The organism is Alphaproteobacteria bacterium (genome assembly GCA_033344895.1).
In the GTDB taxonomy this organism is placed as follows: domain Bacteria; phylum Pseudomonadota; class Alphaproteobacteria; order UBA8366; family Aestuariispiraceae; genus Pacificispira.
The window spans coordinates 1,518,552-1,534,323 of record JAWPMN010000001.1 but is presented as its reverse complement, the minus strand read 5'-3'; the positions used below and the strand labels follow the sequence as shown (position 1 = coordinate 1,534,323).

The 15,772-nt window shown below is 64.5% G+C and carries 17 protein-coding genes; 7 read left to right on the top strand and 10 right to left on the bottom strand.

The genetic code is table 11. The annotated features are described in order from the left end of the window. The first annotated feature begins 1 nt into the window (after nt 1). The 4 genes from R8L07_07520 to R8L07_07505 all read left to right on the top strand — a co-directional run bounded on the left by R8L07_07520 (nt 2) and on the right by R8L07_07505 (nt 3,733). Nucleotides 2-583 (top strand): DsbE family thiol:disulfide interchange protein, encoded by a 582-nt coding sequence (locus R8L07_07520; protein ID MDW3205380.1) that lies wholly within the window; start codon nt 2-4, stop codon nt 581-583. After that, on the top strand, nt 580-1,104 hold the full coding sequence (locus R8L07_07515) for a cytochrome c-type biogenesis protein (GenBank protein ID MDW3205379.1): 525 nt from the start codon (nt 580-582) through the stop codon (nt 1,102-1,104). The genes R8L07_07520 and R8L07_07515 overlap by 4 nt, the downstream gene beginning before the upstream one ends. Beyond that, nucleotides 1,101-2,894, top strand: a complete 1,794-nt coding sequence (gene ccmI, locus R8L07_07510) for a c-type cytochrome biogenesis protein CcmI (protein MDW3205378.1) — start codon at nt 1,101-1,103, stop codon at nt 2,892-2,894. Before R8L07_07515 ends, ccmI begins: the two co-directional genes overlap by 4 nt. A 98-nt stretch (nt 2,895-2,992) precedes the next feature. Then, nucleotides 2,993-3,733 carry a protein phosphatase CheZ gene (locus R8L07_07505; GenBank protein MDW3205377.1) on the top strand — a complete coding sequence of 247 codons (741 nt, stop codon included), beginning with the start codon at nt 2,993-2,995 and terminating at the stop codon, nt 3,731-3,733. Nucleotides 3,734-3,751: 18 nt separating this feature from the next. Here the strand turns inward: R8L07_07505 and R8L07_07500 are convergent, their stop codons facing one another. Beyond that, complete coding sequence (locus R8L07_07500) at nt 3,752-4,087, bottom strand: hypothetical protein (GenBank protein ID MDW3205376.1); 336 nt, start codon at nt 4,085-4,087, stop codon at nt 3,752-3,754. Next, nucleotides 4,047-5,021 carry an acetyl-CoA carboxylase carboxyltransferase subunit alpha gene (locus R8L07_07495; protein MDW3205375.1) on the bottom strand — a complete coding sequence of 325 codons (975 nt, stop codon included), beginning with the start codon at nt 5,019-5,021 and terminating at the stop codon, nt 4,047-4,049. The genes R8L07_07500 and R8L07_07495 overlap by 41 nt, the downstream gene beginning before the upstream one ends. 148 nt (nt 5,022-5,169) lie before the next feature. Here R8L07_07495 and R8L07_07490 point away from each other — a divergent pair, with 148 nt between their 5' ends. Beyond that, nucleotides 5,170-6,648, top strand: coding sequence for a mechanosensitive ion channel family protein (locus R8L07_07490; protein ID MDW3205374.1), 1,479 nt, complete (start codon nt 5,170-5,172; stop codon nt 6,646-6,648). A gap of 6 nt (nt 6,649-6,654) precedes the next feature. Here the strand turns inward: R8L07_07490 and R8L07_07485 are convergent, their stop codons facing one another. Next, a complete protein-coding gene (locus tag R8L07_07485; GenBank protein MDW3205373.1) occupies nt 6,655-7,293 on the bottom strand; it encodes a TetR/AcrR family transcriptional regulator in 639 nt (212 codons plus the stop codon). Nucleotides 7,294-7,331: 38 nt separating this feature from the next. Here R8L07_07485 and R8L07_07480 point away from each other — a divergent pair, with 38 nt between their 5' ends. Beyond that, nucleotides 7,332-8,225: a sterol desaturase family protein gene (locus R8L07_07480; GenBank protein ID MDW3205372.1), complete on the top strand. Its 894-nt coding sequence runs from the start codon at nt 7,332-7,334 to the stop codon at nt 8,223-8,225. A 27-nt stretch (nt 8,226-8,252) separates the two neighbouring features. Here R8L07_07480 and cobT read toward each other — a convergent pair whose 3' ends face one another. The 3 genes from cobT to R8L07_07465 are packed head-to-tail and all read right to left on the bottom strand — an operon-like array spanning nt 8,253 to nt 11,803. After that, the gene (gene cobT, locus R8L07_07475) at nt 8,253-10,160 is read right to left on the bottom strand and encodes a cobaltochelatase subunit CobT (GenBank protein MDW3205371.1); all 1,908 of its coding nucleotides are present in this window, start codon (nt 10,158-10,160) and stop codon (nt 8,253-8,255) included. 14 nt (nt 10,161-10,174) lie between these two features. Next, entirely contained in the window at nt 10,175-11,176 is a 1,002-nt protein-coding gene (cobS, locus tag R8L07_07470) for a cobaltochelatase subunit CobS (GenBank protein MDW3205370.1), read from the bottom strand. A 51-nt stretch (nt 11,177-11,227) separates the two neighbouring features. Beyond that, nucleotides 11,228-11,803: a J domain-containing protein gene (locus R8L07_07465; GenBank protein MDW3205369.1), complete on the bottom strand. Its 576-nt coding sequence runs from the start codon at nt 11,801-11,803 to the stop codon at nt 11,228-11,230. Nucleotides 11,804-11,911: 108 nt separating this feature from the next. Here R8L07_07465 and R8L07_07460 point away from each other — a divergent pair, with 108 nt between their 5' ends. Next, the gene (locus tag R8L07_07460) at nt 11,912-12,181 is read left to right on the top strand and encodes a BolA family protein (protein ID MDW3205368.1); all 270 of its coding nucleotides are present in this window, start codon (nt 11,912-11,914) and stop codon (nt 12,179-12,181) included. Nucleotides 12,182-12,186: 5 nt separating this feature from the next. Here R8L07_07460 and R8L07_07455 read toward each other — a convergent pair whose 3' ends face one another. The 4 genes from R8L07_07455 to R8L07_07440 are packed head-to-tail and all read right to left on the bottom strand — an operon-like array spanning nt 12,187 to nt 15,735. After that, entirely contained in the window at nt 12,187-12,765 is a 579-nt protein-coding gene (locus R8L07_07455; GenBank protein MDW3205367.1) for a DUF2889 domain-containing protein, read from the bottom strand. Between the two features lie 14 nt (nt 12,766-12,779). Next, on the bottom strand, nt 12,780-14,069 hold the full coding sequence (locus R8L07_07450) for an HlyC/CorC family transporter (GenBank protein MDW3205366.1): 1,290 nt from the start codon (nt 14,067-14,069) through the stop codon (nt 12,780-12,782). Continuing rightward, nucleotides 14,066-15,178, bottom strand: coding sequence for a 3-dehydroquinate synthase (aroB, locus tag R8L07_07445; protein ID MDW3205365.1), 1,113 nt, complete (start codon nt 15,176-15,178; stop codon nt 14,066-14,068). The genes R8L07_07450 and aroB overlap by 4 nt, the downstream gene beginning before the upstream one ends. Continuing rightward, nucleotides 15,175-15,735 carry a shikimate kinase gene (locus tag R8L07_07440; GenBank protein ID MDW3205364.1) on the bottom strand — a complete coding sequence of 187 codons (561 nt, stop codon included), beginning with the start codon at nt 15,733-15,735 and terminating at the stop codon, nt 15,175-15,177. The genes aroB and R8L07_07440 overlap by 4 nt, the downstream gene beginning before the upstream one ends. Nucleotides 15,736-15,772 lie beyond the last annotated feature (37 nt).

The window sequence follows — 15,772 nt, the reverse complement described above, 5'->3', positions numbered from 1 at the left end:
GATGAGCGATGAGATGAACGTATCGGAAAGCGCGCGCCCGAAACGGCGTTGGTGGCTGGGACTGCTGCCGCTACTGGTCTTTTCAGGCCTGCTGGCGGTCTTTGCCTATCAGCTGATCGGCGGCCGGGATCCCAGCATCGTTCCCTCCGCACTGATCGGCGAGCCGGTCCCGGCGGTAGAACTGCCGCCGCTGAAGGGGGACAAGCCCGGTTTCGGTCCGCAGAATTTCGGCGGGGAACCGATCCTGGTCAATGTCTTCGCCTCCTGGTGCGTACCCTGTCGCGTCGAACATCCGCTGATCACCGCGCTGGCCCGGGACCACGGCGTTCCGGTATATGGCCTGAACAGCAAGGATCGCCGGGATGCGGCGATTGCCTGGCTGGAGGAACTGGGCGATCCCTATGCCCGGATCGGTTATGACCCGGAGGGACGGGCCGGGATCGAATGGGGGGTTTACGGGTATCCGGAAACCTTTCTGATCAGTCCGAAAGGGGAAGTGGTCTACAAATATGTCGGACCGGTCACGCCACGCCTTCTGGAGGAAGAATTCCTGCCCCGGATCAACGCGATGAGGGCTCAATGAAGCGCCGCCACACGCTGATTCTCGCCCTGTCCGGTTTGCTGGCACTTGGCCTGCTGGCCGCAACGCCCGGTACGGCAGTGCTGCCGGACGAGATGCTGGACGATCCGGGGCTGGAAGCACGCGCCAGGGAGATATCGAAGGATATTCGCTGCCTGGTCTGCCAGAACGAGTCGATCGACGATTCCAATGCCGATCTGGCGCGCGATCTGCGCATCATCGTGCGTGAGCGGCTGGTCGCCGGCGACAGCAATGCCGAGGTCAAACAGTATCTGGTCGACCGTTACGGCGAATATGTGCTGCTGACCCCGCCGCTCAAGCTTGGGACCGTGTTGCTCTGGGGCGGGCCCTTCCTGTTCGTGGCGATTGGCGCGGTCGCGGTGCTGGTCTGGTTCCGCGGTCGAACGCCAGTTGCACCGGCCGGCGCGGATACCGCCCGGGCGGGTGGCTTGAGCGCGGAAGAGCGCCGACGGATCGATGCGCTTCTGGCCGATGACGACGAGACCGGGGGAACGCGGGCATGATCTTCTGGGTTTTTGCCGCCCTGGCCACCTGTGCGGCCGGATACGCGATTCTGCGCCCGCTGCTGCGCGACCTCCCTCAGGATACGGAGGCCGATGCCGCCGCCTATGATGTGACCGTCTACAAATCCCAATTGCGGGAGATCGAGCGCGATTTGGAGCGCGGCCGGATCACTGCCGAGGAAGCCGAGGCCAGCCGGGTCGAGATCGGCCGGCGGCTGCTGGCGGCGGATAAACGCGCCGGCTCCGGCGCGACTGCGGCCAAGGCCACCGGGTCCGGTGTCCAGACGGTCGCGGCCGCGCTGATCGCGGGCGCGCTTGCGCTGACGGTGCTGCTGTATCTGCGCAATGGCGATCCGGCCAATCCGGACATGCCGCTCGCCCTGCGCCAGGCCGAACGGCAACTGGCCCAGTCGGTGCCCGGACGGGACAACGCCATGACGGGTGTACAGGCCGGGCAGGCGGAAACCGAAGCCGGCAGCCTGGACGAAATGGCGGCGCGGCTGACGGAACGCCTGGAATCCGGCGACGGAGCGCCGGAGGACTGGTCGCTTCTGGGCCGAACGGAGATGATGCGCGGCAACTACGCCAGGGCCGCTGCCGCCTATCAGGAGGCGTTGAAGAGTTTCCCGGACGATGCCGCGCTGAACTCCGCCTATGGCGAGGCGCTGGTTTTCTGGTCCGATGGCGATGTCAGCGATACCGCCGCGAAGACCTTCTACAAGGTGCTGGACCTGACGCCGGACGATCCGCGGGCGCATTTCTATGTCGGCGAATATGACCGTCAGCAGGGCCGGTTGAAGGATGCGTTGAACCGCTGGGTCGGCCTATTGAACCGTGCCGGGCCGGATGCGACCTGGGCCGGCGTCGTGCGTCAGCGCGCCGAGGAACTGGCGGCCGACATGGGGGTGGACCTGGAAGAGCTGCTGCTGGCGGGCGCGGCGACCAATCCGTCCCTGGCCGATACGGTTGCCCGTAACTCCGGGGGACCGACCCCGGAGGACATGGCGGCCGCGGCCGACATGACCGAGGGCGAACGCCGGGAGATGATCCAGGGCATGGTCGATGGCCTGGCTGTACGGCTGGCGGATGATCCATCCGACTTCGACGGCTGGCTGCGCCTCGTGCGGTCGCGCGTCGTACTGGGGGATCGCGACGGGGCGCAGGAGGCCCTGAACCAGGCGGCGAGGACGTTTGCCGCGGCTCCCTTCCCGATGCGTCAACTGATGGCGCTGGCGGATGAGCTGGGCCTTGAGGCGCCGAGCACCGCGCGAGCGTCCGGTTCGGAACCCCGCGGGCCGAGCGCGGACGATATTGCCGCTGCCGAGGAAATGTCCGCGGAGGACCGGCGTGCGATGATCGAAGGCATGGTCGGCAGTCTGGCCGCGCGTCTGGAGGACAACCCGGACGACCTGCAGGGCTGGATCATGTTGGGGCGGTCCTACACGGTGCTTGGACGGCTGGACGAGGCCGGTGCCGCGCTGTCGCGGGCGTCGGAACTGGCGCCCAACGATACCGATATCCTGATCGACCGGGCCCGGATCCTGCGGGCCCAGGCCGGTGAGCAGCAGACCCCGGAAAGCGTCGCCCTGATGCGGCGTGTCGAGCGCCTCGCCCCCGGCAATATCGAGGCCCTCTGGTTCCTCGGGCTGAATGACTATCGTAGCGGGAATATGGACGACGCACGCAGCTATTTCGCGCGTGCCCTGGCGGCGCTGCCGCCGGAATCGGCTGAACGCGCATCTTTAGAAGCAGAAATTAACCGATTGTTTGCAGAAACTGTCGGAAACTAGTTTTCCAAATCGCCTGTTCGTGTATGGAAGGGGTGTTTCGCCCTTCAGACACAAATGCATGTGCGCGGTGTTCAGTACCGGTGCGAGGTGTAGATTACATGGCCAAAGGTAAGTTGTTCCGTATCGAGCAGTCCCGTGTTCCCGTCGGCAAATCGGTAAAGTCCGGCGATGCGCCGGTCAACGGCCGGGAGCTCGAAGAGATTCGGGAATCGATCGAGGCATTGCGCAAGGATGTCCAGTCGCTGAGTGTTGGCGAGAAGGCCAAGCCGGCGACCCCGGCCGGCGTCGACGCAGAAACGTTCAAGCAGCAGATCGTCGAAGCGGAGCGCCTGAAGTTCGACCTCCAGGAACTGTCCGACGCGATTGAGCGGACCAAGCAGGAAATTGCCACGCTGCGCAGCGCCGATCCGACCAACGACAAGATCGCGACGGCATCCGAGGCGCTGCGGGCGGTCGTCGGCGATACGGAATATGCCACCAACGGCATCATCAACGCCGCGGAAGCGATCGAGGATGTCGCCGGCCGCCTGCGGGCCGAATTGAGCGCCGATTCCCAGACCCAGGTCGATGAATTGTTCGAGCACGCGACCGCGATCTTCGAAGCCTGCAACTTCCAGGACATTACCGGGCAGCGCATCACCAAGGTCGTGAACACCATGGAATTCATCGATGAGCGCGTGCGCAAGATGATGGATATCTGGGGCGGCGACAGCGCCTTCGCCAGCGTGATGCGTGGCGAGGAGAAGGCACCGCCGAAAGCCGGCGAGGAGTTGCACGGCCCGGCCATGGAAGGCGATGGGTCGATCAGCCAGGACGAAATCGACGCCCTGTTCGACTGACCGGTCTGCCCGGCGGCGCTATTGCGTGGCTGCGGGACAGGCGCGGCCCAGATGGGTCGCCTCGATCACGGTTCCCTGCTGGCAGAAGGACATCTGCGCCACCGGCCCGCAGACGCAGACCTGCTCCCCCAGTCGATATCCGGTCATGTCCGAATAGAAACTGAAAAGGCGATCTTCTCCGTCCCGCAGCGCCTGGCAGGTTGCGCCCTCATCGGTCAGCACACCGACGACACATCCTTCCGGCACCGGGGCCGGCACGGATTCGCAGGCCGCCGGGATCAGCGCGGCCGTGAGGATCGTGGCGATCCCAAGCCTACGACAGGCTGTCCCGACCGATGGCGATGAATTTCTCACGACGGGTCTTGAGCAGTTCGTCGACCGATTTCGCAGTCAGGCCGTCCAGCGCGGCTTCGAACGCCTCGCCGACGGCTTCGATGGTCGCGGCCTTGTCGCGATGGGCACCGCCCAGGGGTTCCGGCACAATCGTGTCGATGCCCCCCAGTTCCAGCAGATCCTGTGCTGTCATGCGCAGGGATTCCGCCAGTTTCGGCGTTTCCGCGACGACCTTCTCGGACCCGTCCTTCTTCCACAGGATGGTCGAGCAGCCCTCCGGAGAAATCACCGAATAGACCGAATGCTCCAGCATCATGACATTGTCCGCGGCGGCAATCGCAATGGCTCCGCCGGACCCGCCCTCGCCGATCACCAGCGAGACCAGCGGCGTCTTGAGCTTCAGGCAGGTCTCGATGGACCGGGCAATGGCCTCGGCCTGGCCGCGGGCTTCGGCGTCGACACCGGGATAGGCGCCGGGCGTGTCGACCAGCGTCAGGACCGGCAGATGAAAGCGTTCGGCCAGTTCCATCAGCCGGATCGCCTTTCGGTAGCCCTCGGGGCGCGCCATGCCGAAATTATGCTTCACCCGGCTGGAGGTGTCGGCGCCCTTCTCATGGCCCAGAACAACCACGGAGCGACCGCGGAACCGCCCGATCCCGCCCTGAATCGCCTTGTCGTCGGCAAAGGCGCGATCCCCGGCCAGCGGCACGTAACCCTCGATCAGGCCGGCGACATAGTCGGAAAAATGCGGCCGGTCCGCGTGGCGGGCCACCTGCACCTTCTGCCATGGCGACAGCTTCTGATAGGTTGCGCGCAACAGCTTGTCCGACTTGGCCTGCAGGCGCGCGACCTCGTCCGCGATGTTGACACCGCCATCATCGGTCAGATGGCGCAGTTCCTCGATCTTGCCTTCGAGATCGGCGATCGGCTGTTCGAAATCCAGATAGTTCCGCATGGCGCGGGCCACTCGCCCCCATTTGTTTTCGCTCGCCGGGTTCACTAGCACACGCATGCCGCATTGCAAATCTCCGCTGTGCCGCTTCCCAAGTCCGTCGGGTCTGTTCTAAGCTTGCCGGACGGACACGGCGCACGCCGGGGGGCGGATGCAGAACAGTCGCGACACACATCAGGAAACCGGCCCGGAAGAGCCGAAGAAAGGCACGGGATTCGGTCCTGTCGGGCTGATCTGGCCAATTGCGCTGGCGCTGATTTTCATCGTTGCGGCGCTCGACGCCGGTTCGGTCGCGCTTGCCCTCGACCTGGAACCGGACGGGCCGGAGGCGGCGTGGCTGGCAAAGGGACTGACCGCGCTTTTCTGGCTGGCCGCCGCTTTCGCGGTGCAGCGCTGGTTGCGGGTCCTGCTGTGGACCGGGATCGTGGAGGCCCGGTCCGGCGTTCCGGCCCCGGGGCTGTTGATCGACATGACGGCGGCCCTGATCTACATCGCCGCGCTGATCATCGTCCTCAGCTTCGTCTTCGATCTGCCGGTGACCGGGCTGCTGACGACGTCGTCCATTGTCATCGCGGTCATCGGCTTCGCGCTGCGCAACATGATCTCGGACCTGTTCACCGGCATCGCGCTGGGTGTGGAGCGACCGTTCAGCATCGGTGACTGGGTCGAACTGAACGACGGCACGGTCGGACGGGTGACGACGATGAACTGGCGGGCGACCCGTCTGCTGACCAAGGAGGAAACTACGGTCATCATCTCGAACTCCGAACTGGCGACCGGGCGGTTCAAGAATTACAGCACGCCGGAACGCTTCTTCCGCGACGAGATCGAGATTCAGTTGGATTATACGGTCACGGCGTGGCGCGCGGAGCGTCTTCTGAAATCGGCGATCTGGTCGGTGCCCGAAGTCGTGGAGGTTCCGCGGGAATCCGAAATCCGCATCAAGGAATTCACCGAAAGCGGCACCGTCTGGCAGGTGCGTTTCTGGATTCCGGATTACGGCAGCCTGCACCGGCTGCGCTATGAGGTTCAGCGCGCGATCCTGCGCAACATGCATTTCTCCGGCGTCCATGTCCCGGCCCAGCGCATCGAATGGCGCAGCTTGCCGCGAGAGGTGCCCCAACGCGACATCGACTTCCTGCACGCCATCGATCTGTTGGCGCCGCTGACGGATGAGGAAGTCATGGTGATCAACGACCAGATGACTCAGCATCTGTTCAAGCGCGGTGTGCCGGTGGTCTCCCAGGGCGAGGCCGGGCATTCGCTCTTCGTCGTCAAGGAAGGCATGCTGTCGGTCTTCGTCGCCGGCGCGGATGGGCGCGAAACCCGGGTCGGGTCGCTGACACCGGGCGCCTTCTTCGGTGAATTGTCGCTGCTGACCGGGGCGCCACGCGGGGCCACCGTCGTGCCGGAGGTCGATTCGATAGGCTTCGAGATCACGAAGGACACGCTGGCGCCGATTCTGCAGCGCCGCCCCGAACTGGCGGAACACCTGTCGGAAACGCTGGCGGAGCGCCAAATGCGCACCCGGGAGGCCTTTGCCGCCCTGGATGCCGAAACCGGGATCGAGCGTCGGGCCTCCCTGACCGAGGAATTCCTGAAAGGCATCAAGAAGTTCTTTGGAATCTGAGCGCCTTTACCGCGCCTGCCAGAGCCGGGCTGCCATGCGATGCAGGTCTTCCGGCGCGTCCTGGCCGGGCATGACGCTGTCTTCCAGGACATCGCGCAGGGCGCGTCCTTCGACCAAGTCCAGAAGCGCGTCGGCCGATCCGTCTTCGGACAGATCCAGGGTCTTGGCCAGCGCGTCGGTAAATCGCCGGCGGTTCCTGGAAAAGGCTGTGCCGATTTCCGGATCGCGGAGAGATTCAGCCATGATTTCCGCCGTAAGCGCCGCCGTCTCCCGGGTCGCTACACTGCGATAGAATGCGTCCACGAAACGGGGCCGCGCGGCCTCAGGGCCGGTCGCCTCGCGCAGCGCCGCGATGAGGTCGTCCTGCTCGCCGGATTCCAGGGTCGCCGCCGCCAGGATCAGGTCACGCTTTCCGGCAAAGTGGTTATAGGCATTGCCGAGGCTGACGCCCGCTTCCCGCGCGATATCCCGCATCGATGTCTGATGAAACCCCTTGCGCATGAAGAGCGATAGGGCGGAGTCGAGGATTCTTTGACGATGGATCTCGCCCTTGCTGCTGGTCCGGAGTTCCGGGGCTTGGCCTTGCCGGTCAGTATCCACTTGAAAAGCACCTTCCGTTTGTCGATATAATGAACGAACGTTCATTCACTTCAATATTGAACTCTACAGACAGGGGTCACGGTATGGAAACCGAAATTGAAACCCGTCTCCAGGCGGTTGGCGGTCTGCTGCTGTCGATTGAGGCAATCGGGCTGGTCTTCATCGCTCTGGCAGTTCTCGAAACCGTCTGGGACGTCTGGCGCAAACAGCGCCTTTCCCTCGGGCAGACCCTGGCCAACAGCCTGATTGCCGTGGGCAACGCCGTATTGGAGCGCACCCTGTTCGGGGCCGTGTTCGTGATCGCCCTTTTCGTCTGCGAACCCCTCGCCCCGGTCGACATTCCGATGACATGGTGGAGTTGGATTGCCGCGATCCTGGCCGCGGATCTGACCTATTACGCCATGCATCGCTGCGAACATAAGGCCCGGATCCTCTGGGCGTATCACAGCGTCCACCACTCCTCCCCGGAATTCAACCTGACCACCGCCTTCCGCCTGTCCTGGGTGGAGGGGCTGTTTGAATGGCTGTTCTTTCTGCCGATGATCCTGATCGGTTTCGACCCTGTCCAGACGATCGGGGCGCTGGTGGTCGTTGTCGGCTATCAGACATGGATTCACACGGAAAAGATCGGCTGGCTCGGTCCGCTGGAAGGCATTCTGAACACCCCCTCCGCCCATCGGGTGCACCACACCGCCCGGCCGTCGCGCCTGGATCGCAATTTCGGCGGCATTCTGATGATCTGGGATCGGCTGTTCGGGACCTATCTGAATGACCGGGCACCGGAACGATATGGCCTGACCGACCCGGTGGAGACCGCGAATCCGATTCGCATCAACTTCGCGGAATATGCGGCAATTCTGCGCGACATGATGCGCGAAGGCTCGATGAAAGCCGCCTTGCGCCACCTGCATGCGATGGATGGGCCGGTCCGTGACGGGAAGGCGCCGGACGTCCGACCGCCGTCCGGGACCAGATAGCAAACCGGGTCCTGGACTGTACAGCGGTCAGCGCCGGGCCCGGACAGGTTCCAGTTTCGAGCTCTTGCGTCGGCCGCGCGGCAGGTTCGTTTCGTCTTCGAAAAGATCGGCAAGCTGTTCCATCATGGTGCCGCCCAGCTGGTCCACATCGACAATGGTAACGGCCCTGCGGTAATAGCGCGTCACGTCATGGCCGATGCCGATGGCGACCACCTCGACCGGCGATTTGGTCTCGATATAGTCGATCACGTCGCGCAGATGGCGTTCCAGGTAATTCCCCGGATTAACCGACAGCGTGGAATCGTCGACCGGCGCACCGTCGGAAATCACCATCAGAATTCGGCGCTCCTCCGGCCGTCCGAGCAGCCGCTGATGCGCCCACATCAGCGCCTCACCGTCGATGTTCTCCTTGAGCAGCCCTTCGCGCAGCATCAGGCCCAGATTGCGCCGCGCCCGCCGATAGGGCAGATCCGCCGGCTTGTAGACAATGTGGCGCAGATCGTTCAGGCGGCCCGGATTGGCGGGCTTGCCGTCCGCCAGCCAGCGCTCGCGAGCCTGTCCGCCCTTCCACGCCCGGGTCGTGAAGCCCAGAATCTCCACCCGCACACCGCAGCGCTCCAACGTCCGCGCCAGGATGTCCGCGGACATGGCGGCGATGGAAATCGGCCGACCGCGCATCGATCCGGAATTGTCGATCAGCAGGGTGACGACCGTATCCCGGAACTGCGTGTCCTGTTCCAGTTTGAAGGACAGCGGGTGGGTCGGGTTGGTCACGACGCGGTCGATCCGCGCCGTATCCAGGATGCCTTCCTCCAGGTCGAACTCCCAGGAGCGCTGCTGCTGCGCCATCAGGCGACGCTGCAGCCGGTTGGCCAGCTTGCCGATTATGCCCTGGATATGGGTCAGCTGCTGATCCAGCATGGTGCGCAACCGGGTCAGTTCCTCGGCATCGCACAGATCCTCGGCACCAACCACCTCGTCGAAGCTTTCGACATAGGCCTTGTAGAATTTTTCCTTCGGGACATTCGACAGGTCGTTTTCCGGACGCCAGCGCTTGCCGGAATCGCCCGGCTGTTCGGCACCGGGCGCCTGCATCATTTCGCCAGTCATGTCCTCGTCGGCAAAATCGCCCTGATCGTCGTCCTCGCCTTCGCCCATGGCGGTGTCGGAGGCCCCTTCCGCCTGGGCGGCGTTGTCCTCGCCGCCCTGCTCCTCGTTCTGCCCTTGGGCCTGATTGTCGGACTGTTCCTGATCGTCGTCGCTCTCGCCGTCCTCCGCGCTTTCCGGCGCGTCCTCATTGCCTAGATCGATATCCATCGCCCGGATCAGACGCCGGGCGGCCTCGCCATAGGCATCCTGATCGTCCAGCAGCGGCGCAAGCTCGCGCAGGGCTTCCGAGATCTTCGGCGCAATCTGGCTGCGCCATTGTTCCACGGCGTTGCGCGCCGAGGCCGGCGGGGCCTCGCCCGTCAGATGCTCGCGCGCCAGCAGGCGCACCACTTCCGGCAGGGCACTTTCGGTCTTGTCCTCGATGCGGTGAAAACCCATGCGCCGGTATCGCTGTTCCAGCGCAGCGGCCATGTTGGCCCGAAGCCCGGCCCGGTCCTTGCCGCCGACGGCTTCGATCCGCGCGGACTCCAGGGCGTCGAACAGCATCGGCGCGACATCGCCGGCCGGACGGTGAGCTGCGTGCTTCTTGGCGTCATGGTGGCGCAGGCGGCACGCCAGCTGATCGCCTTCCCCGCGGACCTGCGCAACCTCTTCCGCCGGCAGATGGCGCGCCGGGAAGGGCAGGCGGGCGCGCTCGCCGGTCATGTGCGCCGGGTCCGCGCCATAGGCGACCTCGATCTCCGGGCGTTTGGCGACGGCCCGGAAACACGCAGCATTGGCCCGCTTGAACGCTTCCAGCGGCCCTTCCCGATCGGCTGAGGACATGGCCCTGCCTCCGGTCAGTGGACCTGGATCGCGGCGGTCGAGTCCGGCAGTTCCTCGCCGAAGCAGCGCTGGTAATACTCCGCGATGGCGGGGCGCTCGGTCTCGTCGCACTTGTTCAGGAATGTGACCCGGAAGGCGAAGCCGACATCGTTGAAGATGCGGGCGTTCTCGGCCCAGGTCAGCACGGTGCGCGGGCTCATGACGGTCGAGATGTCGCCCCCGATGAACCCGGTCCGCGTCATGTCGGCGCAATGCACCATGGCGGATACCACGTCGCGCTTGTCGTCCGTGTCGAAATCCGGGCATTTGGCCAGGACGATGCGGACTTCCTCGTCATGCGGCAGGTAGTTCAGCGTGGTGACGATCGACCAGCGGTCCATCTGACCCTGGTTGATCTGCTGCGTGCCGTGATACAGGCCCGACGTATCGCCCAGTCCGACCGTGTTGGCAGTCGCGAACAGGCGGAAGAACTTGTGCGGACGGATGACCTTGGACTGGTCCAGCAGGGTCAGCTTGCCTTCGATCTCCAGCACGCGCTGGATCACGAACATGACATCCGGCCGGCCGGCATCGTATTCATCGAAACAGATCGCAACCGGATTCTGCAGCGCCCAGGGCAGGATGCCCTCGCGGAATTCGGTGACCTGCATGCCGTCCTTCAGGACGATGGCGTCCTTCCCGACAAGGTCGATACGGCTGATATGGCTGTCCAGGTTGACGCGGACGCAGGGCCAGTTCAGGCGCGCTGCGACCTGTTCGATATGGGTCGATTTCCCGGTGCCGTGATAGCCCTGGATCATGACGCGGCGGTTATGGGCAAAACCCGCCAGAATCGCCATGGTGGTCTCGCGGTCGAAGACATAGGTGTCGTCGACATCCGGCACGTGCTCGGTGCGGTTGGAGAAACCGGGAACTTTCATATCGCTGTCCAGACCGAAAGTCTGGCGCACGGAAACTTCGATATCCGGCGCGTCGAGGGCGTCGACTCCCTGTCCGGCGGCACTGTTCTTCGTCATGTCAGGCTGGCTTTCGTACGTTCGGGTTACTCGTTCGGCATCGCTCTTTGGTCAGGATGTCCCGGCTCTGGACGTGAAGTTAGCGCGCAACGTCGCATAAGCCAGGTTGATCCGCTTCAGCCGCTCCTCCGCCTCGGAATCGCCCCCGTTAACATCCGGATGAAGAAGCTTGGCCAATTCCTTATAGCGCGCCTTTAGACCGGTCAAGGTAAGCGGCGGCGCAAGGTCCAGCGCGCGCATGGCCCAGACTTCGGTACCGATCGGACTGTCGTCGGGCGGCGGCTCAGCCGTGTGTTGTTCGTCGTCGGAAAAGAAGCCGGTGCCGTCCTTCATCTTGAACTCGCCGCCCTGGCCGGCCATGCGCTGCATGCCCAGGGGCCAGGTCGGACGGCCCCAGACCGTGTCCTGCCGGATGATCCGGTCGATATCGGCCTGCCCCAGCCCGCGGCAATAATCCCAGGCCGCGTTGTATTCGCGGGCGTGCTGCTTGCAGAACCAGAAATAGTCGCGCAGCCGGTCGCGGGATTTCGGCGCCGGATGCAGACCTTCCTCCAGACACTCGGGATGAGCGCAGATCCGCGGCGCGGCTGCGTGGTCCCTCGGGTCTCTGGTGGCGGTGCGTCCCATTGCGGTCCGGTCATTGTCAAACGGTGTGCGGCTACCCACTATGGGGATGACATCGGGCCCGGACAAGGATCACGGGCCGCCCACCTGCGAAAGGCTGTTGAAACTATGATGACGGATGTCGAACGCGAGATGGAACGCAAGCTGCGCGCGGCTTTCGACCCGACTGCGCTGGTGATCGAGAACGATTCCCACCGCCATGCGGGCCATGCCGGATCGCCCGGCACCGGCACCTCGCATTTCACCGTCGTCATGGCATCGGAGGCGTTTCGCGGCACCACCCGCGTCGACCGGCAGCGCAAGGTCTACGCCGTTCTGGCCGATGAACTGGCCGGGCCGGTCCATGCCCTGGCCCTGAAACTGTCGGTACCCGGGGAATAGACGCCTCAATTGCCCTCGTAATACTGCGGCCAGACCTCTTTCACGATCGGGCCGTCGGCGCGCATGGCGTGGCAGGCGTCGATATGGCCGGGACGCTTGTCCGGGCTGGTCGGCTCTTCCTCCACCGGCAGGCCGAAATCCCGGCGCGCCTTGTTTCGCGACGCATAGGCGGTCTGATAGCAGACCGTTGCCATTGGATAGAGCATTTCCGTCAGATGCGTGCAGCCGGACTTGCCGCCCAGCCGCTTCTTGACCTCGCGATGAAAGCCCGGGCCGATGCGCAGGCCGATCAGCTGCTCGTAGGACGGCGTGATGGCGTGGCAGACGTCGTAAGGGCTGGATTCCGTGGCGGCCTCCGCGCCGTGGATCAGCATCGTGTCGTCGATGGTAATGCGCAGCCACATGTCGTGCACCGGCTCGCCGACCGCGACCTCTCCGCGATGGCTGTTTTCGAACGGGTAGGTCTTCGTGTCGCGCATGTGACCCTCGATATCCCACAGGCCATCGGCGCGAAAATAGCCCCGTACCTGAATGTCGCGGGTATGATAGTGGCGGCGTTCGACTCCATGGTCGCTCAACGGCATGCGGCTGTCCTCACTTATTCGTCGTCGCCCGGTTCCGGATCCCGCGGCGGCGTCACACGCAGGGATGTGATCTGGTTGCGCTGCCGGCGCAAGACCTCAAAGCGGAACCCGTGGAACAGGAATGTTTGCCCCGGTTCCGGAATGAGCCGTGCCTCGTGCAGGACGAGCCCCGCAACGGTGGCGGCATTTTCGTCGGGAAGTGCCCATTCCAGATCCCGCGCCAAGGCACGCAACGTGACATCGCCGTCGACGACGAAGCTGCCGTCCTGCTGCGGCTTGACGCCGGGCACGGCGATATCGGTCTCGTCGTCGATATTGCCGACGATCTCCTCCAGAATGTCCTCCAGCGTGACGATGCCCATGAAGGCGCCGTATTCGTCGACGACGATGGCGAAATGCTCGCGCCGCTCGCGGAAGGCCTGAAGCTGGTCCAGCAGCGTGGTTGAATCCGGGATGAACCAGGGCGGCGTCGCCAGGGCGGCCAGGTCCAGATCGTCCAGCTTGCCGCCGCGCGCATGGATTTCGCGCAGCAGCGCCTTAGCGTGCAGCACGCCGGCAATGTCGTCGGGATCGCCGCGATAGACCGGAATGCGCGTATAGGGACTGCCCAGCACCTGCTCGACGCAGTCGGCCACCGGATCGTCGAGATCGATCATCGCGACCTGCCGGCGATGGGTCATGATGTCGCTGACCTCGACATCGTCGAGATCGAGGATCGAGCGCAGCATCTCCCGCTCGTGGCGGATATCGGGATCCTCGCCTTCATGCAGATCGATGGCGCCGCGCAACTCTTCCTCATGCTGCTCGACACTGATCGAGGTCGACAGGTCGACACCGAAGGGGCGCAGCGTGGCGCGCACCACGACCTGCACGGCTGAGGTGATCGGCGCGAAGATGACGACGATCCAACGCATGATCGGCGCGACGATCAGCGCGACGGTATCGGCATGGACCAGCGAATAGGTCTTCGGCAGCACCTCCGCGAAGATCAGCACCAGCAGGGTCATGACGATGGTCGCGTAGGCGACACCGGCCTCTCCGAACAGGCTGACCAGGACGGAGGTCGCCAAGGCGGAGGCCAGGATGTTGACCATGTTGTTGCCGAGCAGGATCGCCCCGATCAGCCGGTCCTTGCGTTCCAGCAGGCGCAGCACGGTCGTGGCGCGCCTCTCCCCGTTCTTGGCCTGCTGATGCATGCGCGATCGCGACGTCGCGGTCAGCGCGGTCTCCGACCCGGAAAAGAAGAAGGACAGGACAAGCAGCAGGAAAATCGCGCCGATTGCGTAATATTCGGACTCGCTCATGCCGCGATCGCCTCTTCCAGAACGGCCGTCAGGTCGGCGGGGTCGACGTCCTGGGTCTGAAAGGCCTCTCCGATGCCGCGGGCCAGGATGAAGGTGAGTTTGCCGTCCTTGACCTTCTTGTCCGTGGCCATGCGGCTGACCAGGTCCCGGGCACTCCAGGCCACGCCGGGGACGGAGCCGGGACCGGTCGGCAGGCCCAGTTCCGCCAGATGGCGGGCGAATCGGGCGGCCTCCTGGCCATCGCACAAGCCCAGACGCGCGGACAGGTCAAAGGCCAGGACCATGCCGATCGACACTCCCTCGCCATGCAGCAGGCGACTGCCGTAGCCGGTGGCCGATTCCAGCGCATGGCCGAATGTATGGCCGAAATTCAGCAACGCCCGACGGCCGGCCTCCCGTTCATCCTCGGCGACGATGCGGGCCTTGGCCTCGCAGCTTACCTTGACCGCGTGGATGCGGGCCGCAACGTCCCCATCCAGCAGGTCCGCGCCATGGGTCTCCAGCCATTCGAAAAAGGCGAAATCGTCGATCGCGCCGTACTTCACCACTTCGGCATAGCCTGCGCGCAATTCCCGGATCGTCAGCGTATCCAGGACCGTCGTATCGGCCAGGACCAGGCGCGGCTGATGAAATGCGCCGACCAGATTCTTGCCGGCCGCGACATTGATTCCCGTCTTGCCGCCAACCGAACTGTCAACCTGGGCCAGAAGCGTGGTGGGAATCTGGATGAAGTCGATCCCGCGCATGGCAACGGCGGCGGCGAAACCGACCAGATCCCCGATCACACCGCCGCCCAGGGCGGTCAGGGTCGATCCACGCTCGATCCCGATGGCGAAGATCCGGTCCAGCAGCCCGGCAAGCTGGTCCATGCTCTTGGTGCCCTCGCCCGGCGGCAGCACAATCGTCTCATGGCCGATCCCGGCATTGTCCAACGAGACGGTGAGCGTTTCCAGATGCAGGCCGGCAACGGTTTCGTCGGTCACGATGATGGTATGCCTGCGGCGCAGCAGCGGCGCCATCAGCGCCCCGGCCTCGGCCAGAACTGTTGGGCCGATATGAATATCGTAGGAGCGATCGCCCAGGGCGACAGGCACGGTGGCGCGGGTCATTGCGGTTGGCTTTCCAGGTGATCGGCGACGGCGTGAAGGACCCTGTCCGCGGTTTCCTCCTTCGGCGCGCGGTCGGACAGGACGGTCAGATCGGCCTCGGCATAGACCGGATAGCGATCTTCCATCAGGCGGCGCAGAGTGCCCTTCGGGTCTTCGGTGCGCAACAGCGGTCGGTGGCTGCGGCGGCTGACCCGTTCCCACAGCACGTCGAACTCGGCATTCAGCCAGACGGTCAGTGTGCGATCCTTCATCATCGCCCGCGTCTCGGGGTCCATGAAGGCGCCGCCGCCGGTCGCCAGAATGCAGGGGCCACCCTCCAGCAGCCGCGCGATCACACGGCGCTCACCGGCCCGGAAATACTCCTCGCCGTACTGCTTGAAGATTTCCGCGATCGTGCAGTCGGCCGCGCGTTCGATTTCGTGATCGGCATCGTAGAACGGCAATTTCAGGCGCTGGGCCAATTGCCGGCCGATCGCCGATTTCCCTGCACCCATCATGCCCACCAGTACGATCGTGCGGTCGATCGGACCCGGCGCAGCAGAAGTTCCTTTTGCCATACCGTGTTTCATGGGGCGCCGACCGCCCCGCCTCAAA